This window comes from Paenibacillus sp. FSL P2-0322, assembly GCF_037975315.1.
Lineage (GTDB): Bacteria > Bacillota > Bacilli > Paenibacillales > Paenibacillaceae > Paenibacillus > Paenibacillus polymyxa_B.
Map to the genome: position 1 here is coordinate 5,925,937 of NZ_CP150243.1, position 23,875 is coordinate 5,949,811.

The following is a 23,875-nucleotide window of genomic DNA, read 5'->3' on the forward strand; positions in this document are numbered from 1 at the left end:
CCGGTTCTATATGAATTAGTGTATGCAAAAAGGTTCCAAATTCACAAAATTCCCCGTATCTCATCCAATGACTGCACCTTTTCCCGCTGCATCCATTGTTCAAGGCCATGTACCAGCTCAGCCCCTGCATGTAAATGAACAAAATTGTACGTTCCCACCTGAATGGCAGCGGCCCCTGCCATGGTGAATTCAATAATATCCTCCACCGAGCTAATCCCGCCCATCCCGATCACCGGAATCGACACCGCCTGTGCCACCTGGTGAACCATGCGCAAGGCAATCGGTTTAATTGCCGGGCCGGAAAGACCAGCATACGTGTTGGCGAAGACACTGCGACGCCGGCGTATATCTATTTTCATTGCAGAAAATGTATTGATCAGCGAAACTCCGTCTGCGCCTTCTTCCTCGCACATAACCGCCATCTGTGTGATGTTCTCTGCGTTTGGAGACAGCTTGACGACCAACGGAAGCGCCGTCACATTGCGCACCTGACGCACAACCTCCCGCGCTACCTCCGTCTGGATACCAAATTGCATTCCACCCTGCTTCACATTGGGACATGAAATGTTCAATTCCAGCATATCAACGCCTCTGCGGTTCATCGTGCGACGCTTTTGTGCGTTTTCCGTAATCATCGCTACGGCCTGAACGTATTCCTCCAGATTGGAGCCGCCCACGTTGGCAATAACAGCCGTGTTCCAGCGTGTCATGTCATCCAGCTCATCCTTCAAAAAGGCGGCAACACCCGGATTCTCCAGCCCCACACTATTGAGCATGCCCGATGCTGTCTCATGTATTCGTGATCCCGTATTACCAGCCTTCGGATGCAGGGTCAGTCCCTTGCCGACGATACCACCCAATAATTCAGGAGAATAAAATTCCGCATACTCACGTCCGAATCCAAACGTACCGGAAGCCATGATGATCGGGTTCTTGAATGGTACACCCGCAATATTACACACCATGGAGATCATCAAACTCCACCTCCTCCACCGGGAATACAGGCCCTTCTTTACATACCCTTCGATTGCCTCCACGGGTACGCATCGTACAGCCCAAACATGCGCCAATACCACAGGCCATGTGTCTTTCAGTTGAAATATATAAACGGGATGACGTATCCACCGTTTTCATGGCGAGTGCTTGCAACATCGGAGTTGGCCCGCAGGAGAACATATTTGCATAAAGCGTCGGATCAACCTGTTCGACGATGCTTCCCCCTACCTTGACCTGCACAGATGCCGCCACAGCTTCGAACGCTTCAACCCCGAAGGCTTGCTGTGCAAACCCCAAATAAACGTGCGCATGCGGGTAATACTTTGCAGCCAACAGCAACGGAGCTGTACCCATGCCACCGCCGATCAAAGCCAAACTACCCTCTACCTGCGGAAAACCGTTTCCGAAAGGTCCTTCTAAATGAATCTCCTGACCAGGCTGTAATTGGGAAAACAAATTTGTCCCCTCTCCAACAACCCGGTACAAAAAGGAAATACTCTCTTCCCCGATATCATAAATGCTGATGGGTCTGGGCAGCAGTGGGTAACCTGTCCCGCTGCGCAGCATGTAAAACTGCCCCATGTTCCCTTTAAACTTTCCCTCTATTTTCATCACATAAATGCCCGGAACGAGCGCCACATTCGAAATTACGTTAGCCATATAACCCCTCCACTAACCACTCACTATAACGTAAAAGCAGCAACTATTACGTGACTATTTTCACATTTTTGGGTAACGTTTCGCCCTGCGGCTCGTGATATAAAAAAGCGTACTCCTGTTAGAGAGTACGCTTGTGTATTTAACTAATGGCTTCGCGCTCCGCATTGCGGCTACCCTTGGCATCCTTGCGGATTTGCTTGCTGCGTAGCTGCCCGCAGGCTGCGTCAATATCGACTCCATGCTCCAGCCGAACACTACAGCTAATGCCTTGTTTTTTCAGAACATCATAGAAGCCAGTAATCGACTCCGACTCACTCCGCTGGTATTGGCTATGCTCATCCACCGGATTGTACGGAATCAGGTTTACATTGGCCAGATTACGGCGATGGCCCACCAGCTCAGCCAGTTCGAGCGCGTGCTCCTTACCGTCATTAACATCCTTCAGCAAGATGTACTCCAGCGTAATCCGACGATTTGTTTTGTCCAAATAATAATCAATCGCCTGCATAAGTTTCTCAATCGGAATCGCCCGGTTGATCTTCATAATGCGAGTACGAATCTCATTATTCGGAGCGTGGAGGGAGATCGCCAGATTGACATGCAGGTCGGAATCTGCAAATTCAATGATTTTATCAGCCAGTCCACTTGTGGAAACGGTAATATGCCGCGGCCCAATCGCTAGCCCTTTGTGATCCTTAATGACCCGAATGAAATCGGACAGGTTCACGAAGTTATCAAACGGTTCGCCAATTCCCATCACAACAACATGACTGACCTGGTCGCCCGGGCGTTCCTGATCCAAATACAGCTGGACCTTCATAATTTGCTCTACAATTTCACCGCTGGACAGGTCACGGCTCTTCTTCAACAATCCGCTCGCACAGAAGCTGCACCCAATGTTACATCCTACCTGCGTAGTCACACATACAGATAAGCCAAACTTATGCCGCATCAATACTGTCTCAATCAAATTACCATCCTGAAGCCGGAACAAGAACTTGACCGTCCCGTCTGCTGACTGTTGCTTCACGTGTTCTTCAAGTGTTTCAATGGAAAAATGCTCGGCCAACAGGCGAGTACAATCCTCATGAACCTCTGCTATCGCTGCAAAATCAGTAACCCGCTTCCGGTACAATGCGTCCCATACCTGCAATGCCCGGGATTTCTTATGTCCATGCTCGATGAGCCATGCTGTCAATTGATCTAGCGTTAATCCATAAATGGATTCTTTTTTCATGTTCGATCCTCTTTTCAAAACATTCAAATTCGTCTTCCTCTATATGAAACTAAGCACGCACCATTCGTCTCAACCATCATTGCATCATAGCATGTTTAAGTAATCTGCGCTATTTAAACGCCTCTTCCATTGTCCCAAATTTTAATTATGAACACAAGGGGGCAGGCACATGGTTTCTCCAAAATTTTAGCGTGAAATTATATCTTGAAACAAAGTACAAGCCACATTAAACTAGGCGACAGAACCTGTTCAACAAGAGCACGCAAAGACAGGATTACAGATACTCCTAATGATATGATTACAACTAAGGAAGGTGATGCGGTTGGAATGGTTGCTTCGGATCAAGAACGCACTGGATCTGATGGAAGAGAGAATGCAGCAGCCACTCGATATCGATGAAATTGCAAAGGCAGCTTACTCGTCTCCTTTCCATTTTCAGCGTATGTTTCATATGCTAACCGGCGTTACGGTTGCAGAATATGTGCGCAAACGTCGATTGACCTTGGCTGCTCAGGAATTGAGTCTTTCTTCCGCCAAGGTGCTGAATGTAGCGTTCAAATACGGATATGATTCCCCCGAATCTTTTTCTAAAGCGTTCCGAAGGGTACACGGTATTTCGCCCTCTGAGGCCAGAAGCCCTGGGGTAAACCTGAAAGCCTTTCCACGTATCACCTTCCATCTATCGTTGAAGGGAGATCAGGAAATGGATTACAAAATTATAGAGAAGGCGGCCTTTACGGTCATTGGCAAGTCCATTCAAGTCACCACTAAGAACGGCGATAATCTTCGAGAAATCCCAAAATTCTGGAATGAACTGAATGCGGATGGTACATCGGATCAGATTCATGCCTTGGGAACAGGCGACGACATCCTCGGTATTTGTTTGGATTTCAAACATGGAGAAGAGAAATTCACGTACCTGATTGCCGCAGAAGGCAGCGAAGACGTAGCGACCGCGAATGGGCTGGAATCCAGAACCATTCCGGCTTCAACCTGGGCAGTATTTACATCCATCGGCCCTATGCCTCACTCGATCCAAAAGGTATGGCAAAGAATTTTTCAGGAATGGTTCCCTGCCAGTAATTATGAGCATTCAGGCGGCCCGGAACTGGAAGTGTATACTATGGGCGATTCACATGCTGAAGACTACCGAAGTGAAGTTTGGATTCCGATTAAGAAAAAGTAAACAACGAACCGACTGCCTATTGCAGTCGGTTTTATACCGTACTGTATTTACATCAGAAGGTGACAGAAAACACAATTCCCTGCATACTCGCTACTCTAGCTTAATGCTCCCAGGCAACTCCCCAAGCTCCTGCTTCAACACAGAGTATAGGCTTGAACCTGCCGGCTTTAGCGGATAGTCTGTTGCTTTGCAAAGAAGGCCGAAGGTCATATCGATCAGGCTGCCGCTTAATTCCCTCACCGCTGTTCCTGCTGGGACAGAACTGACCAGAATTTGTGGCACAAGTGCAATACCTAAATCGCTCTCCACATAAAATTTCAGAGCCGTCATGCTGCCAATTTCCATCGTGTTTAATATGGTTATTCCATATTCCTTCATGACCATTTCAAGTTTGCGACGATATGGACAGGTGGCCGACGTAATAAGCAACCGCTGCCCCTGTAAATCCTCCGGCCCAATCTTTTCTTTTTGCGCAAGCGGGTGATTTTCAGGCATCAATACTACAAATCTCTCCCTAAATAAAGGTTCAAAATATAGCTCTGTGCCCAAATCCGGTGCGGAGCACAGCGCTAAATCAATATTCCCCTTGAGAACACGCTCGCTTAGAGTAGGGGTATTCCCAAACTCAACAGAAACCCGAATGTTCGGATAATGGGTTAAGAATCGTTTTAAAATTTCTGGTAGTCGGTAACTGGCAGTCGGTTCGGTCACTCCTATACGAAGGTCGCCTGCGGTTCCTCTTTGCAGATTGTCCATATTTTCCTGCAATTGCTCCATATCCTTTACAATATGTAGACTTTGCTCGTAAAACATCCTGCCCGCTTCAGTTAACTTTATTTTCTTGCCCCGTTCGATCAGTTGAATTCCCATATCGGACTCCAGCTTCTGTATTTGCATCGTCACGGTAGATTGTGCATAATTCAACTCTTCCGCTGCACGAATAAAACTCCCGTAATTCACAATCATTTGAAATGTTTTGAGTGTTTTAATGTCCATTCTCAAACTCCTATATGTACAATTAATTCAATTTTATTGAATTGTAAATTCAGTTAATTCAATTATACAGAAGACAATACATCTTCTACAATGATACATATCAGATCATATTATTTTTCAGACGCAAAATGAACTGGATGGGAAGGAGCGAATATATATGGATTTACATCAAAAAGTAGCACTGGTTACAGGTGGAGGTACAGGAATTGGGAGAGCCGTATGTATGGCCTTGGCAGATCGAAAAGCTACGGTAGTCGTAAACTATTCCCGCTCTAAAAACGATGCTGAGGAAACTGTACGTATGATCCTTGAAAAGGGCGGACGTGCTATCGCATTACAGGCAGATGTTTCCCGAGATCAGGAAGTTCGAACTATGGTTGATCAGATTGTCCATCAATTCGGTACGATTGATATACTCGTGAATAACGCTAGCATTACACATCACATTCCTATGGATGATCTGGAGGCAGCCACGGAAGAGGTATGGGATGATCTATTTGATGTAAATGTAAAAGGCATGTTTTACTGCGCCAGAGCCGTAGCTCCTTTTATGAAGCGTAGTAAACAAGGAGCTATCGTCAATCTGGGAAGTATAGCAGGGCAAACAGGGCTAGGTTCCTCGCTTCCCTATGCGGTATCCAAAGCGGCCGTCCACGGGCTGACCAAATCTTTAGCACGAGCACTGGCACCGGATATTCGCGTCAATTGCATCGTGCCGGGAGCCGTAGCGACAAGATGGTGGGCAGGCAGGGAAGAACAAATGAAGCAACTGTTTCCTCATTTGCTCCTACAGCACATTTCCACGCCCGAGGATATTGCTAGCATGATCTGCTCTGCTTTGGAACAGGAAGCCATGACAGGCCAGACTATTACGGTGGACAGCGGACAAACGCTGTAAAAATACTGGGATTTCTGCGTAAAAACAAGCCGCCTTCTCAGACAGAAGGCGGCTTTTGAGCTATCGTATACCGTCGTTGACTACGTTTTAGCTTAGAGATACCGCAATTCGTGTACCTTTCACGAATTTAACAAATAAGTACCGAACAAGCGGCCCCACAATTAAGAGCTGCAGAGGGAAAGCAAAAATAAAATTCTTAAAAACTAAAGACAAGTAATTTTTAAATAATGACTCTCCCGAAAGACCATTAAAAAAGTAAGCCGTCCCCAATCCATAAAGTGACATACAGAGAACCATTCCAATGACCATACAGCATGAGAGGGACAGAATCACAAATACCTTTTTAGATTTGTCGTATGGTAATGAGAAGGCTATTTTCTTTGCTAGTGGGCCGACAATAAATAATTCCAATACGAAAGCAATGATAAAACATAAAATAAATTGCAGAAACATTACTTTTAGAGATATTGTGCCAATCAAGTCATTTGTATATAGATTATAAAATGTCATGAATACGACCATCCCCAAGCACATCATTAAACCAAAATAAAAATCTTCTTTCTTCGTTGTTGGCAATTCCATCATCCCTTCTGTGTACCTTGGTAATTATATAAATAGTCAAAACCTCCACATAAGTGAACTTTCTGTGAACTTTATAGTAAGCGCTTCTTTTTTGTATATAAGAAATAGGCATCGTTCATCTCAACGATACCTTGGAATACTGCGTCATGTCCCTCAATGATCTGCTTTTAAATCTAAGCCAAATCTCTTCAGCTCAATAAAAACACCTTCCAGTCGCTTTCCTTTTTCCGTTAACGAATATTCAACACGCGGGGGAACCTCGGCATATACCTTTCTTTCTAACAGGCCGTTATCTTCAAGTTCCTTCAGGCGTAGAGAAAGCGTTTTGGGGCTAATCCCCTTCATGGATTTTTGAAGTTGGCTGAATCTCAGTGTTCCTTCGATAAGAAGGTCACGAATGATTAAAAAAGTCCATTTCGTTCCGATCAAATCAAGTGTTTGGGCAATAGGACACGGCTTGCCTGGTATTCCTTTGGTCAATTCAATAGGTTCTTGGGCGTGCATAGGAACTCCTCCAAAAATATCTGTTAAACCCAATGGTATCACAATAGTTCCATTTAGGAAACTATATGAATTAAATATCACTACTTCCCTAAATAAACTTACTACATATACAATATCGGTGTAGCAAGTCATGTTTTCTCTAATACGAGGAGGTGAAGAGATGAAAAATATACTAATCATTAACGGTCATCAAAAATATGATTCGTCTGAAGGGAAATTGAACCGAACATTGATGGACAATATGGTGCGTCTCTTAAGTGAAGAGAACAAAATCAAAACAACGTCTGTTCAAAATGGCTATACCCTCAGCGAAGAACAAGAAAAATTTTTATGGGCGGATGTAGTCATTTACCAAACCCCTATCTATTGGTTCAGCGTTCCTGGATTATTAAAGACTTATATGGATGAAGTCTATGCTTACGGTGTATTCTTCACGGGTGCTCATAAATATGGTAGCGGAGGTTTATTAACCGACAAGAAATATATGTTCTCCACGACTTGGAACGCTCCAGAAAAAGCTTTTAATGATCCAAATCAATTTTTTAATGGCGCTAGTCTAGAAGCCGCACTCAGGCATTTGCATTCTGCACATACATTTCTCGGCATGGAGCCTTTGAAAAGCTTTGCGTGCTACGATGTTATTAAAAATCCAAATATACCTAAATTTATTACTGATCTTGATATACATCTACAAGCCGTATTACATGATTAACAAATCCAGAGGAACACTAGGAGGGAATCCATTTGCAAAACCAAAAGATTGTCATTATTGGTGGAAGCTCAGGTATTGGTTTAGAAACAGCTAAGCAAGTCATTTCGCTTGGAGCGGAAGTGGTAATCGCCAGCCGCTCGGAGGATAAATTGCACAAGGCCAAAGAAATGCTGGGCCCTCGTGCTGCAATACATGTGCTGGACACGTCAGATGAGCAGCAGGTAAAATCCTTCTTCGGAAAAGTCGGCCCCTATGATCATCTTATCGTTAGCGCGGCAGAAACCTCAGGTGGGTCATTCCTTCAGTTGGAGACGGATCAAGCCCGCAAGCTATTCGAAAACAAATTTTGGGGCCAGTATTATGCAGCTAAATACGGAGCTTCCCAACTTTCAACCGAGGGTTCCATTACCTTATTTTCAGGAGTGGTGGCATACAAGCCGATGATTGGCTCCTCTGCGCTCGGTGCTGTGAATGCAGCGGTTTCGAATCTTGGTCAAACCTTGGCGTTAGAGCTTGCTCCCATCCGCGTGAATGTCGTCTCACCCGGCATTATTGATACACCTTCACGCAGCAAAATGCCTGAAAATACGCGCAATCAATTCTATGATACGATCGCGCATAAGCTTCCTGTGAAGCGAGTTGGACTTGCCGAGGATGTTGCACGAGGTGTAATTTATTTGATTCAAAATCAGTTTGTGACCGGAACAGTCCTTCATGTGGATGGCGGACACATTTTAACATAAAAGCTTCGTCTTAAATCCGTCAGTCATTTAACAAAAAAACGAAGAACGCTCCCGCATCTTTGCTTGGGCGTTCTCCTCTTTTCTTATCAATGAATGATTTCACAAACTTTATCCTAGTGATGAATACGACGTTTGTTTCTCAAAATGTTGCGAATCATCTTGTGATTGGGGAGCTGCCTGAACAACATATGTCCGGGATGCGGATTGGCCTCGATAATCCAGATTTGACCGCTCTTTTCAATAGCAAGATCGATGCCCAGCTCGCGAACCGGATGATTTGTATCTATCGTGTCGGCAATGATTCTAGAAAGCTCAGTGATCTGGTCCAGAATCTCTTTCATTTTTGTTCTGTCATTTTTAAAGACCCTTAAAAGCACTTTGGACAACGGCGCCGCATGTCCTCCCTTCCGATAGTTGGTAACGACTTTTCGAGGTGCAGCGACACGGCCGGTTATTCCTGAAATGACCCATTCCGATTCCGGCTTCTGCATATACACTCTGGCATCAAAAATGGAACCTTTGTACTTGGCTAACTTAAGTCCTTGCTGTACCAAATAACGGCGATGAGGTCTCCGATAGGTTCTAACTGCTCTTCTTACGGCGTGGGATCTAACGACTCTGCGACTGGAGCCACAACGAATCTCATATTTCCTCCCCAGCTTTTTCGCACGTATGATGCCAGTTCCTCCACTCCCATAATTAGGCTTGATGAAGACTGTGCGATAGGTATCCAGCATCCGTAAAGTCCTTGCATTACTGATCCAGCGGGTTTCGGGCAAGTGAGAACGTAAAATGGGATGTTGTCGCATTTCCTTGTATTGAATCATCTTTCCAATGGGCACGAATATCCCTCGATTCTGTTGGGTTTTTGCACACATTACATGAATATGCAACTATATTCTATCTTGGTAACGGCGAATGCCACAGTTTGCTATGAAAGAGGCAAATCTCCTACTTTCTTTAAGGCGAGTCTTCTTTGATTTCAAGAGAGAAATGAACAATGTGTTCTTTGCATGACGAAGTTATTGCAAATACCTATAAAGTTGATTCCAATAATATATTAGACCAATAATAATTCTGGATATATGATGTATTAAAAAATAACGTGAGGAGGAACGTTAATATGTCTATTTATGATTTTCAGGCAACCTCAATTAACGGGAAACCGATTGAATTCTCAGACTACAGAGGAAAGGTTCTCCTCATTGTAAACACAGCCAGCAAGTGTAGCTTCTCCAGTCAATTCGCTGATCTGCAGAGGCTCTACGAAAGACGGAGGGAACAAGGTTTTGAAATCCTTGCGTTTCCTTGTAACCAATTCAATGAAAAAGAGCCGGGTAGCCATTCGGAGGTTCAGGGAATCTGTCAAATGAACCATGGAGTAACCTTCCCGCTATTTGAGAAGACGGATGTAAGAGGCTTATCTCCTCATCCTTTATTTCAATATCTGACCCAACAGGCACCGTTTCAAGGCTTCGATACCCAGACCAAAGACGGTCAATGGATGGAGGATTTCCTGCGGGATAAGTATCCAGAAATATACGCTGGCGACGGTATCAAGTGGAACTTTTCTAAATTCTTGGTCGATCGCGATGGCCATGTAAAAGGAAGGTTTGAAGTAACAACCGAGCCCTGTGCCATTGATCCTGTCATCGAATCGCTATTGTAATTTTTCCGTTCACTTCTTTGGATTCTTTAAAAAAATAGTATCAAATGACAAAAATGAATATTTGTCATTTGATACTCTTTGTGTTATCCTGACTTCAAGGAGGTGACTCACACGGCACTTGACCGTGTCCCTATGGAAAAATCCTCAGATGTGCTAACCAAGGAACAGATTCTTATCGCTACAGAAGACACCCTTAGACGTTTTGGTGTAGCCAAAACTTCCGTGACCGATGTTGCCAAAGTACTGGGAGTAAGTCATGGCACCATTTACCGACACTTTAAAAGTAAGGCCGAGCTTCTTGAAGGCGTGACCGAAAAATGGCTGAATGAAAAGATTATTGGCCCGTTAACGGAGGTCTGTCAGAATTCATCTATACTGGGAACGCCACATTTAAAACGATATATACAGACCTTAGTCGAACTTAAGCAGTATTATGCCCGCGACGACGAGGAAATGTTTGAGATGTATACGAGGGTCACCGAGCAAGCCGCTGATTTAATCGACCTGCATATCGCCCACATTGTGGATCAGCTCGCTGATATCATTGCACGCGGGGACATCACATCGGATCAGCCAGCCCAACTGGCGCGTACCCTTTTCTATGCCACAGCCCGTTTTCATCATCCCGCTCATGCTTACGAATGGAAGAGTCCCGTGATTAATCAGGAGTTTTCGGATGTGTGGATGCTTTTAGAAAAAGGAATCACTTAAAATAGATAAAGGAAAGAAGGACAAAACACATATGAAGCATTTGGACGGAAAAACAGCAATTATCACCGGGTCCTCCAGAGGGATTGGACGTGCCATTGCCGAGCAACTTGCTGATCTGGGCGCTAATGTAGTCATCAATTATGCCAGCAGTCCGGACAAAGCCCAAGAAGTCGTGAAGAGCATTCTTCAAAAAGGCGGCAAAGCCATTGCACTTCACGCTGATCTGGGCAAAATGAGTGATATTGAAGCATTATTTACAAATACGATTGCTGAATTCGGTAAAGTGGATATTCTGGTTAACAACGCTGGGCTGATGATCACCCAACCTCTGGCTGAGGTGACCGAAGCTGATTTTGACAAACAATTCGCACTCAATGTAAAGGGCACTTTCTTTGCATGTCAGCAAGCCATGAAATATATGGAGAACTACGGAAGAATCGTGAACCTGTCTACATCCGTGATCGGACAAATGTTCCCGGCCTATAGCGTATATGCAGGTACCAAGGGTGCAGTGGAGCAATTTACCCGTCAGCTCGCCAAGGAGTTCGGAAGCAAGCAAATTACGATCAACGCTGTGGCTCCCGGTCCTGTGAACACCGAGCTTTTCCAAGCAGGAAAAACCGAGCAGCAAATCGAAGGCATGAAAAAAATGAATGCTATGGGGCGGCTCGGCGAACCGGAAGATATCGCTGATGTGATTGAGTTTCTGGTCAGCGTCAAATCACAGTGGGTTACCGGGCAAACGATCCGCGTCAATGGCGGGTTCATCTAAAAGCTGGAATACATGGAATGGAGGCTGTTTACGTTCATGATATTAAACAAAGGCGAGACCTTATTTCGACAAGGAGAATCCGGCCCTTTATATCACTTAAAGAGCGGCTTGTTAAAAATTGTCCGAGTCCATGAAGACGGCTCGCAAATTTTAGTTAATGTGATTGTGCCCGATGAAATCATCCCGCACCACTCCCTGATCAGCCCCAATCCTTATTATGGTACAGCGGTGGCGTTAGTAACCTCTGAGGTTGAGGTTTTGTCGCAAAAAGAATGGTATCAGGCGCTGGAGCAAGATCCGGCTCAATGTCGGGCTATCGCTTTGCAGCTACAGGACAAGTTGCGCATGATGCAGCAACGAATTGACCAACTCACCGAGGTGTCACCTGCCGAGAAGCTTCGGAAGCTCCAACGCTGGTTCCACTCCTACATCGCGCCCGCCACGTTAACGGACGTGCTGACGCAGGAGGAAATCGGCCAGTTTATTGGGCTGCGTCGGGAGACGATTAATCGGCTATTGCGTGCTTCAAGCGCTCCTTCTGCAAAAGATGATGACGATAATGCATCTCAATGAGCTCAAACCACTCTCCAGCATTCAACGCACCAAAACTGGGATGAGAGACGGTGAACAGCGTTGTTGATTTCCCAACGGTCGGCTCAATCTCTCTCATCTTGCGGATCACGACGTTTAATCCCTCCACAATTTCTTCTTTGCTAGTGGGTTGTTGGGGAGTGTACTGCGGGGATGGTGGAACTTGGATACGCATTGGCGGAAAGCTCCCCAGATTAAAAATGGCCGTGCCTGCCTCCGTTTTAACTCCTGTCTCCCCATTAGGCTGTAGACAAAGATCAATGTTCTTAAGATGCATATACAGTGCAGAGTTCACCAAATGAAGATACATTTGTCCAAGCGACCATTGACCCTCCTGAGGTGTGTATTGCAGTTCCTCCAAGCTAAAGCTGTCCAATTCAAGAAGATAGTGTTGTGCCGTTTCTTCGAAACGCTGCAATGTTTCAGTTGTATTCATATATTAATAATTGCCCCTCTCTATCAAAGTAGCTTTACTATACAAAAATGCTACTGACAGCATTATGTCAGTAGCATTTCAACATTTTTTCCACTTCCACACGTATCCGCTCCCTGAGCGACTCAGGCTCCAGCACAACCATATCCGCGCCCCATCCAAGTATCCATTGCAGTAGTTCCTCTGGCTGTCTGACGCGGAAGAGTACATGCAGTCCATCTGCACGCTCCTCTATGGCCTCCATATAAAAGTTGTTCGCTTCCTTCACCTTATCTGCGATATCTGAACGTGCTAATATGCGAACAGTTACATGACGGTCATCGGTTTGCTTGTAATCCTGCAAATGAAAATCGACAGGCAACTCAAACCTGTCCTCCAGCACGATAAGCTTGTCCATACGCGACAGACGGAAATGGCGAAGCTGCTGCCGCAATTCGCATTGCCCAATTAACACCCAAGAACCACGGAGCAGTACAAGACCATAAGGAGCGACCACGCGCACACTTTGACGATTCCCGTCAGCCTCTGGCATTCTTTTGGAGTAGCCAAACTGTACTTTCCGTTTTTCCAATACAGCGAGACGCAGCGTTTCCAAACAGGTTTTCTCGCTATGGTTTGCCCCTTCACCCACCGCGAGCAATCTGATGGTCGTACGCACCCGGGAAACTTCCCTGCGAACGCTCTCCGGTAATATGGCTTCAATCTTCCTGCGGGAGGTTTGCGCCTTGATACCGTAATCTGTATCAAATTTTTGTTCGACAAAATCCGTTCCGATTAGCAACGCCACAGCCTCTTCTGCGGTAAAGCTCAGGGGGGGCAGGAAGTACCCCTCCATCAAGGAATATCCAATGCCCGGTGCTCCTACAATCGGTACACCCGATTCACATAGAGCCTGAATATCCCGATAGATGGTCCTCACACTCGTTTCGAATATGGCTGCCAAATCCTCGGCTCGTAAAATATCCTTACGCTGCAACTCTAGCAAGATCGCTAGCAAACGATCTGTTTTGTTCATACCACGGCCCCTCTCTGGAAGGATCTAAAATGCAGAAATACAAAAAAGCAATAAGGGCAGTACAGTCACTGCGACTTATTGCTCTTTTTTTCATACGGAAGTTACTTCATTATTTAAAAAACACTTTTTCGACGTTATATTTAGCCTTTTGTGAATTGATGATGTAGGTTTCATAGATTTCTCGCTCTACAGCATCTTCCACAATACAAACCTCAATAATCGCTACTTCGTTCCGCTTGTCCTTGATCGGCGATACGGTATCTTCAAAATGCTTTTTGATTCTTTGTCTCAGCTTTCTTGCTTTACCAACGAACAGCAATTCCTCCTGTGTGTTGTAGAACATAAAGATACCAGCCTTATCTCTAGGGATCAGGTGAAAGTCGGTAAATCCGTAAATATGGCTGAGCTCAGGGTTAACCTGTTTGGTAATTGTGATATCCGGAGTTGGAATTGTTATATTAATCACTATGTCACTTCCTCATTCTATATAGGTGTAAATATTATCACAAATCCCGTGGTAACACCATTTAATAATCCTTGTCCCATGACTAAAACTCCCGACTTAGAAACTGTATGAGAAAAAGATGACTCTGATGAATACAGAGCCACCTTTTCATTTATGTTATCCATTTTTGTAATCCGTAATGCGGTAATACATCGTTTTATCCTTCAACTTACGGAAATGGGACCTTGCCGGATAAAGATTAGCCTCAATAATCCCGATACGTCCTTTCCGGTCTATTCCAATGTCCAGTCCATACATACGATGTCCCGGAAAAAAATTACTTAATCTCTTCGCGGAACGGATGGAAACACGATTAATATGGGACTCTAGGGCACTGGCAGACAGGTGCCGAACAGAAGATTGTTTTATGCCGGATTTAAAACTGAGTAAAGTTCCCTTACTCCGTGTATTGTTGGAAACAATATAACCTTTGCCTGCAACTTTGATAACCTTCCCTGTGACTACCCATACAGGTGAGCCGGTTCTCCGTTGAATGATGACTCTCATATCAAAAGGGCGTTTGTTGATGGTCGGACGGGTAATTCTGCGTTGAACCATATAACTGGCGTTCCCGATTTTTCTTCTAATATAATGATACGTATTGGTTCTACCCCTTACTAAAACTCTTTTATTCTCGTAATGTACGATGTACTTATGGTTTCCTAACCAGGAGACCTGGAAGATCCCCCGTCCACGACTCCCCCACACCGGTTTCACAATAACATGCACGTACTTGGAGAGAAGTTTCGAGAAATTATGCCTATCCAGGAGCCTCGTCTCGGGGACATAAGACCTCAGAGACGCATACCTTCTCAATAACAAATATTTGTACCACTTATCTTTTGCTCCTGATGCCATGGGAACTCCACCTTTCTCATCCGCATTTTATGCTACTGAGATAGCCTTCAAGCAATTCCAAAAATAACTCCATTTCCTTATACGTAATATCACCTATATTGGCAATCCGGAACGTATTTAGCTTCTCTAGCTTGCCGGGATAAATCATCATGCCTTTGCTATAAAAATAATCATGCATAGATTGAAAATCATAACCTGCACAATGAGGCTCAAGAATGGAAGTAATGATCTTGGAATGATGCTCTTCGGGAATGATATAGGTTAGGCCTAACCGGGCTAACCCGTTAATTAAGGTTTTCCAGGATGTCGCGTACCTTTCGTACCTTTTATCCACCCCTTCTTGCTTTAATTCCTCAATCGCTTGTCTAAGCGCATATAAGGTTTGGACTGGGGGAGTAAACCGCATCTGCCCATGTTCCACAAAATAGTTATATTGAGCATACAAATTCAAATAATAGCTTCTTGGTTTCTGGCCTTTCAAATTCTCCAATTTGCTTTTTTCGGCGATCACAAACGAAACCCCGGCCATTCCCTGTAAGTTTTTGTTGGAGCTTGCCGCCAGGTAGGCAATGTTCATTTCCTTCAATTGAATTGGAACGGCCGCAAATGAGCTCATGGCATCCACGATCATGTCGATTTGATAGCTTTTGCACAATTCTCCGATATCCTTCACCTTGTTAAGCAGGCCAGTTGTCGTCTCATGATGTACGACGGCCAGATGGGAGACAGTGCGTTCGGAAGATTGGATACACCTTTCTAATTCGGCCAAATCAATAGCATCATCGGGAGAACTTTTGAACTCAAAATAATCCACTCCATAAACCTTCGCTATCTCGCACATCCGTTTTCCATAGGCCCCATTGCTGACAATGATTACTGCATCGTGATTCGGGACCGAACTGATGATGGATTCCACCGCTGCAGTACCTGATCCGCCAAACAATACGGTCGCATAATCATCCGGGTCAGCAACCAACCGGGTCAGTTCTGTAGAAATGTACTCCATGATTTGGCCAAACTCGGCTTCACGAGGACAAATATCCGGAACCACCTGTGAACATTTCACACTTTCTGTAGTCGTTGCCGGCCCAGGTGTTAGCAAAATGTTTTTCTTGACGACAGAACTCATGAACCGCCCACTTCCTTGCCCTTCAAAGGATCGTTATGAATAAAACGCTGCAGACGTTCTTTTACTTCGTGAGGCTTCATATGCGGACGAGCAAGCTGATCCTTAGAATCTTTGGATATTTTCAGACACAAAAACGTAAGTTCTCTATTCATTTTCCATTCTTGTAAAAAGACTTTTAGTTCCTCGAGACTGTGAACAAGAATCGACTTTGTATACCCACAGGAAGCAGCAATATCTATAAAATCAATATTATGCGATACCGTACTTTGCCCGCCTGTTGATTCATGGGCATTATTATCTAGCATGATATGAATCATATTGGCCGTATGGTAGTACCCGTTGGTTGCCAGGCTCCCCATACGCATCAGCAGAGATCCGTCTCCGTCAATCACGACAATATTTTTGCTTGGTTGGCTCAGAGCTAACCCCAGTCCAAAAGAACCGATGCACCCCATAGAACCTACCATGTACAGGTTGTTATCTGCATCTTCAATTTCATATAGTTCGCGCCCAGTTTTACCAGTTGTTGCGAGCTGGACGGTATGGCTGTCTTTCATGGAGTTAATCGCACATAATGCATCATAGCGCGTAGGCATTTGATGATTCGCACGACCATGCTGCCGGATCTGATTTAAATGGATGGAGGTTTGCTGTTTTTTCAATGGCTCTTTGTCGAACGTGCCTTTTTTAACGACAAAAAAGAACGGGCGATTCCGGGCAATTTGCTCATTAGCCTGGATCAATTGATTTTTTACCTCCTCTAAATCCTTGGAGAGATACTGCCATTCCACATCCATCAAATCCAGCATTTGCGTTGTAATCTGGCCCATCAGTTCATGCTGAGGCTCGTCAGGTATCCCCGGTTCTCCGCGCAGACTGACAAATCCAAGCAGAGGAATACGAAAAGGGTAAGTAAGGGAGGTCAATGGCGAAACAGCGTTGGTCAGCCCCGAATTTTGCATAAGGACTACCGATTTCTTCCCCCCTATATAAGCTCCGGATGCAATGGCGACCGCATCCCCTTCGTTAGCCGCTGCAACATAATCGCATTCGTTTATGGCATAATTGATCAAGCTTTTCAAGAAGGAGCATGGAACACCGCTGAAAAAGGTAAATCCTAATTTTTTCAGCTCTTCTCCTAACAATTTCGTGTCCATTATACGCGCTCACCCGAATCCGGTTCTGACGATGGAAGATATTTCTTTTCCGCAGCTTGCAGCTCTTCGACCCCTTGAAGCCGGAATACTTCTTCGAGGGTTGCGACTTCCTTTTCGACATGAACAAGGCTTTCATCCCGATAAATTCGGCCAGATAATTGTTTCATGGCTTGAATGGATGCTCTCAAATTATGGTTTGCCCAAATCACAAGGCTAATCCCCATCTCCTGAAACCTGATGGTTGGAGTCGTATAGTATTTGGTAGGCACGATCACTACTGGCAATCTTCCAGCCCATTCTTTCATGAACGCTTCAATCTCTGCGGCATCCGATCTTTTGCTGTGTATAAATACGGCATCGGCTCCTGCCTTTCGATATGCCTCCGCCCGCTGCAGCGCCACTTTAAGCCCACTCCCGGTAATAAATGCCTCTACTCTGGCCACCACCGTAAAATCCGTGTCCGTCTGCGTATCTTTCATCGCTTTAATTTTCCCGGAAAACTCTTCGATATCAGCCAAAGTCTGCTCTTGACCGTTAATGAAAGAATTCGTTTTGGGGAACCGCTTATCTTCGATACATACCCCCGCAATATGGCGCTGCTCCAGTTTCTTCACCAAGCGCCTTGCATTGTTGAAGTTGCCGTACCCCGTATCTCCGTCCAACAAAATCGGGATAGAGGTAGCGTCACTCATGAATTCCAAAACATCCAAAACCTGCGTCCAGGAGGCCTCATTGTTGTCCCTTACTCCCATCGCTGCAGAGATGGATAACCCGCTGGCCCAAATTCCTTTAAATCCTGCCTCCTCCACAATTTTGGCTGACAGACCATTATGAGCCTCCATGATAAACTCTGGTTTTTGTGAATTGACCAAGTCTCTAAGTTGCTTTGTTTTTTTCATTGAAACTTTCTCCTTCTCCCCTAAAAATAACGTGCATGGAATCTACTTTCGAATAAGACTCTTGTTTCTCATGATGGTGTTGATCATAGTAGGATCGGGAAATTGAGTAAATAGCATATGTCCTGGGTGTGAATTGGCCTCGATAATCCAAATATGACCTTTTTTATCTATGGCAATATCAACCCCCAATTCGCGAACCGGATGCCGTTCATTGATCTTTTTGGCAATAATGACGGATAGTTTGGAGATTCTACGAAAATAGGCATCTGCTTTCGCGCGGTTGTGCTTAAAAAGGCTGAATAGCACTCGGTGCAAGGATACTGCATGCCCTCCTTTAAGATAATTGGTAACATACTTATGAGGTGCCGCGACACGGGCAGCCACCCCGGAAATAACCCATTTCCCCCTTGGCTTCTGTAAATATATCCTGGTGTCAAAAATCGACCCGTGGTACTTAGCCAACCGAAGTCCTTTCTGTACCAAATACCGATGTCTGGATTTCCGGTATGACTTAATTGCTTTTAAGACAAAACGAGATCCAACAAACTTTCGACTTGAACCGCTACGAACCTCATATCCTTTTTTCAATCTCTTGACCCGGATGATCCCGCTGCCACCACTCCCGTGATTGGGTTTTATGAAGACCGATGAATAAGTATTCAGCATCCGCGAGGTCCTTGAATCCGTAAACCAGTGGGTTTCAGGTAAATGCGAACGCAAAACGGGATGTTGCAACATTTCTTTATGCTTTTTCATTTTTCCAATAGGCACTAGTCATCCCTCTTATCTTTTTGGGTTTTTGCGCATACAGTATGCATATGCATCCAGATCCCCTTCTGCGTGGGCCGCTACCTCTGCTAGAAACCAAGATTTATGTCACAAAAAGGCATGTCCCAGCTGTTATAAATACGCCCCCCTTGGAAACACCCTTTCGGACAGACTCGGGGTTCGGACCACAGAAAATAGGCTGTCACACACTGCACTTGAAATAAAACCCATTTTTACTGAAAATATAAAGGGTAATTATGTAATTAATTCAACTATTTTGTTAGGAGGAATATGTATCATGTCAAATATCTTTAATCGGAAGGTCAGGTTTAGCTTCTTACTCGTAGCCATTATTGCGTTCGTTATTCAAAATTCTACAGGAGACATTCATGTAGCCCGAGCTGCGGACAATGTAATTAATGCCAAGGATGTTGGTGTTAAAGCCAACTCGAATTCCTCACAGTCAAAGGAAATTCAGAATGCATTAAAGTATTTCTACGACCGAGGAATGGAGGGAACCATCTATTTTCCAAAAGGAACATACTTGGTTGACGAATCTATTCGTTTATATGCCGGGGTTAGCCTGAACGGTGACGGAATGGGAAAAACGATTTTCAAAAAGACAGGGTCTAAAAGCCAATACGTCGTTGGCGATCCGATTCTACGAAACAATTCTGACCGACTAGACGTGAAGTTATCTAATCTCACCATTGATGCAGACCGTGCCAACCGTGAAGCCCGTGGCGAAAGTCAGGTAGGCGGTATTATTATGGAAATGGCCGTCTCTCACTTCACGCTGGATCACGTGGAGATTTGCGATACAACGATCGGAGCCCTTCTTCGCAGAACGAGAGATTCAGAGATTACCAACAGCCGCTTTGACCGAAATAATGGACATGCTATTGCCACTGGACACGAGAGCTTTCCGGCAGGCGAGTTCCGCAACGTCAAAATTACGAATAACCAGATTACCAATTCGGGCGGCGGCAGTGGAATCAATTTATCACGCGCAACCTACACGACAGTAACTGGGAACCAAATTATTAACAAGACCCATCAATCTGATGGATACGCAGGCATTCGCATCCCTAATAATGGCGCCAACAATACTGTAAACAATAATGTGATTGAAAATTACCCGCGCGGGATCTTTGTCTTGACTGGAGCAACAGGTAACAATGTATACGGAAATACTGTAAAAAATGCATCCTTGCAAGGTCTTTTGGTCCAATCGGATGGCAATACGTTTACCGACAACGAATTTATTCAAACCAATTCCTCACTTACTCCAGAGGCAGTCATTCGCCTTGCTGACGCAAACAACAACAAAGTTATTGGTAACGAGATGACCACATACTCCGGGTTCTCCAATATAGGAATACGGGTCACCGATTCCAACTCCAATGAAATTAAGGACAACATCACAGATACTAGAGGTAAATCAGTCAGTATTGAAGGCGGGCGTAATAACGTCAATACAGGCAACCGCAATCGGTAGAAATTTTATGAATTACCTACTATGCGAGTACGTCGGTTTCCGTTACAATATGTCAGTGTGATTCTGGCATCGGCAGATTGACGCGTACTTGAACATTATTGGAGGCTTCTATTTTTTCATGCAAAACGAATCTCATTCTAACGTAAAAATCATAACGGCCGATCCGAGTGCGATCGGCCTGTTTGGCTTGGCTATCGTAACGCTTGTGGCTTCATCCCAAAAGCTTGGTCTCACCGAAGGCTTAAGCTTCATCATCCCTTGGGCTATATTTCTCGGTGCTTTTGCGCAGCTGTTTGCCTCCATTCAGGATGCAAAACATAACAATACCTTCGGCATGACGGCATTTGGTGCTTACGCCTTCTTCTGGTTAGCCGTAGCTAGTAGCTGGATGATTAAAATGGGCGTATTCGGCCCTGAGCTGGCGTCTGCTGTAGACGGCAAGCAGCTCGGCTTTGCCTTTGCGGGCTATCTCATCTTTACGCTCTTTATGACCATTGGAGCGATGGAGACGCATAAGGTTCTATTCTTTATTTTTGTGTTGATTGATTTTCTGTTCCTCGGTCTTAGCTTCGATGCATTCGGCGTTGCACCAGAGATATTCCATACCATCGCCGCTTATGCTGAAATGGGCATTGGTCTACTCTCACTGTACGGTACAGGAGCTGCCGTTCTGAATGCTCATTTTGACCGTACATTCCTGCCCGTCGGACGTCCTTTCGGCATTTTCAAGCCACGTCCTTAACTGTATATGTAAACCCACAAAGCCGCCTTTCGCGCCGATCCGCGTAAAGGACGGCTTTTGTTTTGGGATTAATATGCTATCTTAATTATTCAGCTTGCCAATTCGGCATCCGCTCTGCCGGATAGCGAAGGCCTGCTGCCATTCCTTTGGGGATAATTGCGTTAATAGTCTCCATTTCTTCTGCGGACAAAACCACATCAACTGCTCCTGCATTTTCCTCTAAATACGTAACCCGCTTGGTTCCTGGAATCGGTACAATTCCCTCCTGCGCAAGCAGCCATGCCAACGCCAGTTGAGAAGGTTTGACCCCTTTTTGGGCAGCAAGGTCCTTAACATGCTGCACGAGGTCCAGATTTTTCTGGAAATTCTCAGGTTGGAAACGTGGCACCGAGCGACGGAAATCATCTTCTGCAAAATCATCAAACTTCTGAATTTGCCCGCTCAAAAATCCGCGTCCAAGTGGACTGTAGGCCACAAATTCGATACCCAACTCCTTACACGTCGGTATAACTTCATCTTCCGCTTCCCGGCTCCATAAGGAGTATTCCGTTTGCAGCGCTGTAATCGGATGTACCTTGTGAGCGCGTCGAATGAGCCCAGGAGAAGCTTCGGACAGCCCCAAATAGCGGACTTTTCCCGCCTGAACCAAGTCACTCATCGCGCCAATCGTTTCCTCGATAGGTACATTCGGATCGACACGGTGCTGGTAATACAAATCAATCACATCTACACCCAGTCTTTGCAGGCTGCGATCACATGCCTCTTTTACATATTCAGGACGGCCACTTACACCCATAAATGCGCCATCTTCCCCGCGCATAATGGAAAATTTAGTGGCCAATACGACTTCGTCACGGTGGCTCCGCAGGACTTGGCTAATCAGTTTTTCATTTTTCCCCACACCGTAGACATCGGCAGTATCCCAGAAGTTTATCCCTAGCTCCAGCGCACGATGAAGCGTTTTGATCGACTCCTGATCATTCAACTCACCGTAATACTCGGACATTCCCATGCAGCCCAGACCCAGTGCAGATACTTGAAGGTCGCTGTTACCCAGTTGTTTCTTTTTCAATTTTTATCACTCCTAAATTATCAGAATAGTCATCGCATTTCCTAATCACCACGTCACATCCCGTATATTACTACTTAAAGTTAACTTGAAGTCAAGCATTGTCTTGTATATGCTATTTCAAAATTTTTTAGAAAAATTTGATTTCCGGGTTGTAAGAGGCAGCTGTAAATTTCCTATATATATGAGAAACGAATTATCGCGCGAGGTTCGGTTTCAAAATAATCCAATTGGAGGTTTAACATGCCAGCAAACTACTCTTACACCAAAACGTCCGATGGTTTCCATGTTATCATCACCCCAGCTTCGAATATTCAAAATAAAAATATTCGAAGCCGGATCACACAGCAAACCGATTACGGGATTAATGGGGGCTTCTTTAACCCAATCAGCACAACAAAGGCGCCGACCGAGTGTTTGTCTATCGCGGTCACACCTAATAATACCCATGATACTAAGGCGAATGCCAAAGGGAATAGCCGTGGTACAGCATTTGTATACACGGAGAGCAACAAAACGAAAATAGGGATTACCCGTGCTTCAAGTGTGACGGATCTCAAAAAACAAATGGGGACTTCGATTACGTATAAGTCTATTATTAGCGGCGGTAGCCTGTCGCTGAAGAAAGAGGAAGAAGCATGGCTTGAGGATTTAAAAGATATTGAAAAATTTGATTTGAACGGAACGTTGCGATACACCGATTCCACCGGGCGAACTGGCCTGGGCTTCAAGGTCGTAAATAATGTTTGGCAGGTCTACCTGGTTGTTCATGAAAATGCGACACTGAAACAACTTCGCAATTATTTTATTAAACAGGATTGCTTTGAAGCCATTCTTCTTGATGGTGGAGGCTCGTCCGGTATTCAAGTTAAGAACTCTGCAGGCACTATGGTTAAGTATGAGCAAACACGTTATATCTACAACATGGTAAAACTCATTAATATCACCTAAGCCCTATGATATAACGTGCTTGTATAGGAGTAAGGAGGCCTTACCGGCCTCCTCTACAATTCATCCAGCACGACCATTTCCAATGCTAGGAAAACAGGTGTTACAGGATACACATAAGAAACTTCAATCGGTTGCCCTACCTGTAATTCTGCTGGATTGATTAATTGCCTCCGCTGACCATCCATCTGCTTATAAATATGTGTATCTGGGACAGATATATAGACCGATTGGATAGGTTTTTCCGTTGGATCATCACTTTGGGGTAGTTCTTTAGCAAATTGAACAGGCTGTTCAAATCGGACCAAATAGTCCATGGTGGGGGCTGCTAAGGGTTGTTCTACTTCTTTTTCAATTCTTTCAATACTTTCGATTTTGGCACGCCCTGTGTATACCGTTGTGCTTTCCAGACGGACTAAGTCAAAAATAGATTGAGCCACCGCTCCATTAGATTCGTTAACCGGCGTAGCCGATTCTGTTGTAGAACATGCAGGCAGTAATGCTGCCGCAAGCAAGACAAGGACAAGGGCAGAAACTCTATTTTTCATAAGTGATCCTCCCTAATCTGGTTTATAGAATATGTTCACTATTAAGACG

General features: G+C 44.8%; 28 protein-coding genes. 11 read left to right on the forward strand and 17 right to left on the reverse strand.

Annotated features, from left to right (window positions below; genetic code table 11):
• Window positions 1–41 precede the first annotated feature (41 nt).
• The 3 genes from MKY24_RS26210 to rlmN form a co-directional block, all read right to left on the reverse strand.
• Complete coding sequence (locus tag MKY24_RS26210) at window positions 42–974, reverse strand: dihydroorotate dehydrogenase (RefSeq protein WP_023991001.1); 933 nt, start codon at window positions 972–974, stop codon at window positions 42–44.
• Window positions 955–1,656: a dihydroorotate dehydrogenase electron transfer subunit gene (locus MKY24_RS26215; RefSeq protein ID WP_023991002.1), complete on the reverse strand. Its 702-nt coding sequence runs from the start codon at window positions 1,654–1,656 to the stop codon at window positions 955–957. The genes MKY24_RS26210 and MKY24_RS26215 overlap by 20 nt, the downstream gene beginning before the upstream one ends.
• Before the next feature lie 139 nt (window positions 1,657–1,795).
• Window positions 1,796–2,893, reverse strand: a complete 1,098-nt coding sequence (gene rlmN, locus MKY24_RS26220) for a 23S rRNA (adenine(2503)-C(2))-methyltransferase RlmN (protein ID WP_339201164.1) — start codon at window positions 2,891–2,893, stop codon at window positions 1,796–1,798.
• Window positions 2,894–3,209: 316 nt separating this feature from the next.
• On the opposite strand from rlmN, the gene MKY24_RS26225 reads away from it, so the two are divergent.
• Window positions 3,210–4,079, forward strand: coding sequence for a GyrI-like domain-containing protein (locus tag MKY24_RS26225; protein ID WP_076295188.1), 870 nt, complete (start codon window positions 3,210–3,212; stop codon window positions 4,077–4,079).
• Between the two features lie 90 nt (window positions 4,080–4,169).
• On the opposite strand, the gene MKY24_RS26230 is transcribed toward MKY24_RS26225, so the two are convergent.
• Entirely contained in the window at window positions 4,170–5,075 is a 906-nt protein-coding gene (locus MKY24_RS26230) for a LysR family transcriptional regulator (protein ID WP_339201165.1), read from the reverse strand.
• 157 nt (window positions 5,076–5,232) lie between these two features.
• Here MKY24_RS26230 and MKY24_RS26235 point away from each other — a divergent pair, with 157 nt between their 5' ends.
• Window positions 5,233–5,973, forward strand: coding sequence for an SDR family NAD(P)-dependent oxidoreductase (locus MKY24_RS26235; protein ID WP_339201166.1), 741 nt, complete (start codon window positions 5,233–5,235; stop codon window positions 5,971–5,973).
• An 87-nt stretch (window positions 5,974–6,060) separates the two neighbouring features.
• Here MKY24_RS26235 and MKY24_RS26240 read toward each other — a convergent pair whose 3' ends face one another.
• Window positions 6,061–6,549, reverse strand: coding sequence for a hypothetical protein (locus MKY24_RS26240; RefSeq protein ID WP_076292934.1), 489 nt, complete (start codon window positions 6,547–6,549; stop codon window positions 6,061–6,063).
• A gap of 159 nt (window positions 6,550–6,708) precedes the next feature.
• A complete protein-coding gene (locus MKY24_RS26245) occupies window positions 6,709–7,059 on the reverse strand; it encodes a helix-turn-helix domain-containing protein (protein ID WP_013312645.1) in 351 nt (116 codons plus the stop codon).
• Between the two features lie 160 nt (window positions 7,060–7,219).
• On the opposite strand from MKY24_RS26245, the gene MKY24_RS26250 reads away from it, so the two are divergent.
• Both MKY24_RS26250 and MKY24_RS26255 read left to right on the forward strand, forming a co-directional pair.
• The gene (locus MKY24_RS26250) at window positions 7,220–7,771 is read left to right on the forward strand and encodes an NAD(P)H-dependent oxidoreductase (protein WP_023991008.1); all 552 of its coding nucleotides are present in this window, start codon (window positions 7,220–7,222) and stop codon (window positions 7,769–7,771) included.
• Between the two features lie 32 nt (window positions 7,772–7,803).
• The gene (locus MKY24_RS26255) at window positions 7,804–8,514 is read left to right on the forward strand and encodes an SDR family oxidoreductase (protein ID WP_023991009.1); all 711 of its coding nucleotides are present in this window, start codon (window positions 7,804–7,806) and stop codon (window positions 8,512–8,514) included.
• A gap of 113 nt (window positions 8,515–8,627) precedes the next feature.
• Here the strand turns inward: MKY24_RS26255 and MKY24_RS26260 are convergent, their stop codons facing one another.
• A complete protein-coding gene (locus MKY24_RS26260) occupies window positions 8,628–9,356 on the reverse strand; it encodes a YheC/YheD family protein (protein WP_023991010.1) in 729 nt (242 codons plus the stop codon).
• Window positions 9,357–9,637: 281 nt separating this feature from the next.
• On the opposite strand from MKY24_RS26260, the gene MKY24_RS26265 reads away from it, so the two are divergent.
• From MKY24_RS26265 to MKY24_RS26280, 4 genes are all read left to right on the forward strand, one after another.
• Window positions 9,638–10,183, forward strand: coding sequence for a glutathione peroxidase (locus MKY24_RS26265; protein WP_028540895.1), 546 nt, complete (start codon window positions 9,638–9,640; stop codon window positions 10,181–10,183).
• A gap of 132 nt (window positions 10,184–10,315) precedes the next feature.
• Window positions 10,316–10,894, forward strand: a complete 579-nt coding sequence (locus MKY24_RS26270) for a TetR family transcriptional regulator (RefSeq protein ID WP_075154961.1) — start codon at window positions 10,316–10,318, stop codon at window positions 10,892–10,894.
• 31 nt (window positions 10,895–10,925) lie between these two features.
• Window positions 10,926–11,666, forward strand: coding sequence for an SDR family oxidoreductase (locus MKY24_RS26275; protein WP_339201167.1), 741 nt, complete (start codon window positions 10,926–10,928; stop codon window positions 11,664–11,666).
• A 36-nt stretch (window positions 11,667–11,702) separates the two neighbouring features.
• The gene (locus tag MKY24_RS26280) at window positions 11,703–12,239 is read left to right on the forward strand and encodes a Crp/Fnr family transcriptional regulator (RefSeq protein WP_023991014.1); all 537 of its coding nucleotides are present in this window, start codon (window positions 11,703–11,705) and stop codon (window positions 12,237–12,239) included.
• Here MKY24_RS26280 and MKY24_RS26285 read toward each other — a convergent pair.
• The 8 genes from MKY24_RS26285 to MKY24_RS26320 form a co-directional block, all read right to left on the reverse strand.
• The gene (locus MKY24_RS26285) at window positions 12,172–12,693 is read right to left on the reverse strand and encodes a DinB family protein (RefSeq protein ID WP_023991015.1); all 522 of its coding nucleotides are present in this window, start codon (window positions 12,691–12,693) and stop codon (window positions 12,172–12,174) included. The genes MKY24_RS26280 and MKY24_RS26285 overlap by 68 nt on opposite strands.
• Window positions 12,694–12,760: 67 nt before the next feature.
• On the reverse strand, window positions 12,761–13,705 hold the full coding sequence (locus tag MKY24_RS26290; protein ID WP_339201168.1) for a YafY family protein: 945 nt from the start codon (window positions 13,703–13,705) through the stop codon (window positions 12,761–12,763).
• A 109-nt stretch (window positions 13,706–13,814) separates the two neighbouring features.
• Entirely contained in the window at window positions 13,815–14,171 is a 357-nt protein-coding gene (locus tag MKY24_RS26295; RefSeq protein ID WP_023991017.1) for a nucleotide excision repair endonuclease, read from the reverse strand.
• A 156-nt stretch (window positions 14,172–14,327) separates the two neighbouring features.
• A complete protein-coding gene (locus MKY24_RS26300) occupies window positions 14,328–15,068 on the reverse strand; it encodes a YheC/YheD family protein (RefSeq protein WP_023991018.1) in 741 nt (246 codons plus the stop codon).
• A gap of 16 nt (window positions 15,069–15,084) precedes the next feature.
• Window positions 15,085–16,197, reverse strand: coding sequence for a 2-aminoethylphosphonate aminotransferase (locus MKY24_RS26305; RefSeq protein WP_023991019.1), 1,113 nt, complete (start codon window positions 16,195–16,197; stop codon window positions 15,085–15,087).
• Window positions 16,194–17,354 carry a phosphonopyruvate decarboxylase gene (gene aepY, locus MKY24_RS26310; RefSeq protein ID WP_028540900.1) on the reverse strand — a complete coding sequence of 387 codons (1,161 nt, stop codon included), beginning with the start codon at window positions 17,352–17,354 and terminating at the stop codon, window positions 16,194–16,196. Before aepY ends, MKY24_RS26305 begins: the two co-directional genes overlap by 4 nt.
• Window positions 17,354–18,253 carry a phosphoenolpyruvate mutase gene (gene aepX / locus MKY24_RS26315; RefSeq protein ID WP_023991021.1) on the reverse strand — a complete coding sequence of 300 codons (900 nt, stop codon included), beginning with the start codon at window positions 18,251–18,253 and terminating at the stop codon, window positions 17,354–17,356. Before aepX ends, aepY begins: the two co-directional genes overlap by 1 nt.
• A gap of 42 nt (window positions 18,254–18,295) precedes the next feature.
• Window positions 18,296–19,024 carry a YheC/YheD family protein gene (locus MKY24_RS26320; protein WP_053326440.1) on the reverse strand — a complete coding sequence of 243 codons (729 nt, stop codon included), beginning with the start codon at window positions 19,022–19,024 and terminating at the stop codon, window positions 18,296–18,298.
• A 295-nt stretch (window positions 19,025–19,319) separates the two neighbouring features.
• Here MKY24_RS26320 and MKY24_RS26325 point away from each other — a divergent pair, with 295 nt between their 5' ends.
• Together MKY24_RS26325 and MKY24_RS26330 are read left to right on the forward strand one after the other, a co-directional pair.
• Complete coding sequence (locus MKY24_RS26325) at window positions 19,320–20,519, forward strand: glycosyl hydrolase family 28-related protein (RefSeq protein WP_339201169.1); 1,200 nt, start codon at window positions 19,320–19,322, stop codon at window positions 20,517–20,519.
• A 118-nt stretch (window positions 20,520–20,637) separates the two neighbouring features.
• Window positions 20,638–21,261, forward strand: a complete 624-nt coding sequence (locus MKY24_RS26330; RefSeq protein ID WP_023991024.1) for a GPR1/FUN34/YaaH family transporter — start codon at window positions 20,638–20,640, stop codon at window positions 21,259–21,261.
• A gap of 85 nt (window positions 21,262–21,346) precedes the next feature.
• On the opposite strand, the gene MKY24_RS26335 is transcribed toward MKY24_RS26330, so the two are convergent.
• Window positions 21,347–22,333: an aldo/keto reductase gene (locus MKY24_RS26335; RefSeq protein WP_076156694.1), complete on the reverse strand. Its 987-nt coding sequence runs from the start codon at window positions 22,331–22,333 to the stop codon at window positions 21,347–21,349.
• Window positions 22,334–22,573: 240 nt separating this feature from the next.
• On the opposite strand from MKY24_RS26335, the gene MKY24_RS26340 reads away from it, so the two are divergent.
• A complete protein-coding gene (locus tag MKY24_RS26340; RefSeq protein ID WP_023991026.1) occupies window positions 22,574–23,281 on the forward strand; it encodes a phosphodiester glycosidase family protein in 708 nt (235 codons plus the stop codon).
• 53 nt (window positions 23,282–23,334) lie between these two features.
• Here the strand turns inward: MKY24_RS26340 and MKY24_RS26345 are convergent, their stop codons facing one another.
• Window positions 23,335–23,826 carry a hypothetical protein gene (locus MKY24_RS26345; protein ID WP_076156697.1) on the reverse strand — a complete coding sequence of 164 codons (492 nt, stop codon included), beginning with the start codon at window positions 23,824–23,826 and terminating at the stop codon, window positions 23,335–23,337.
• Between the last annotated feature and the right edge of the window lie 49 nt (window positions 23,827–23,875).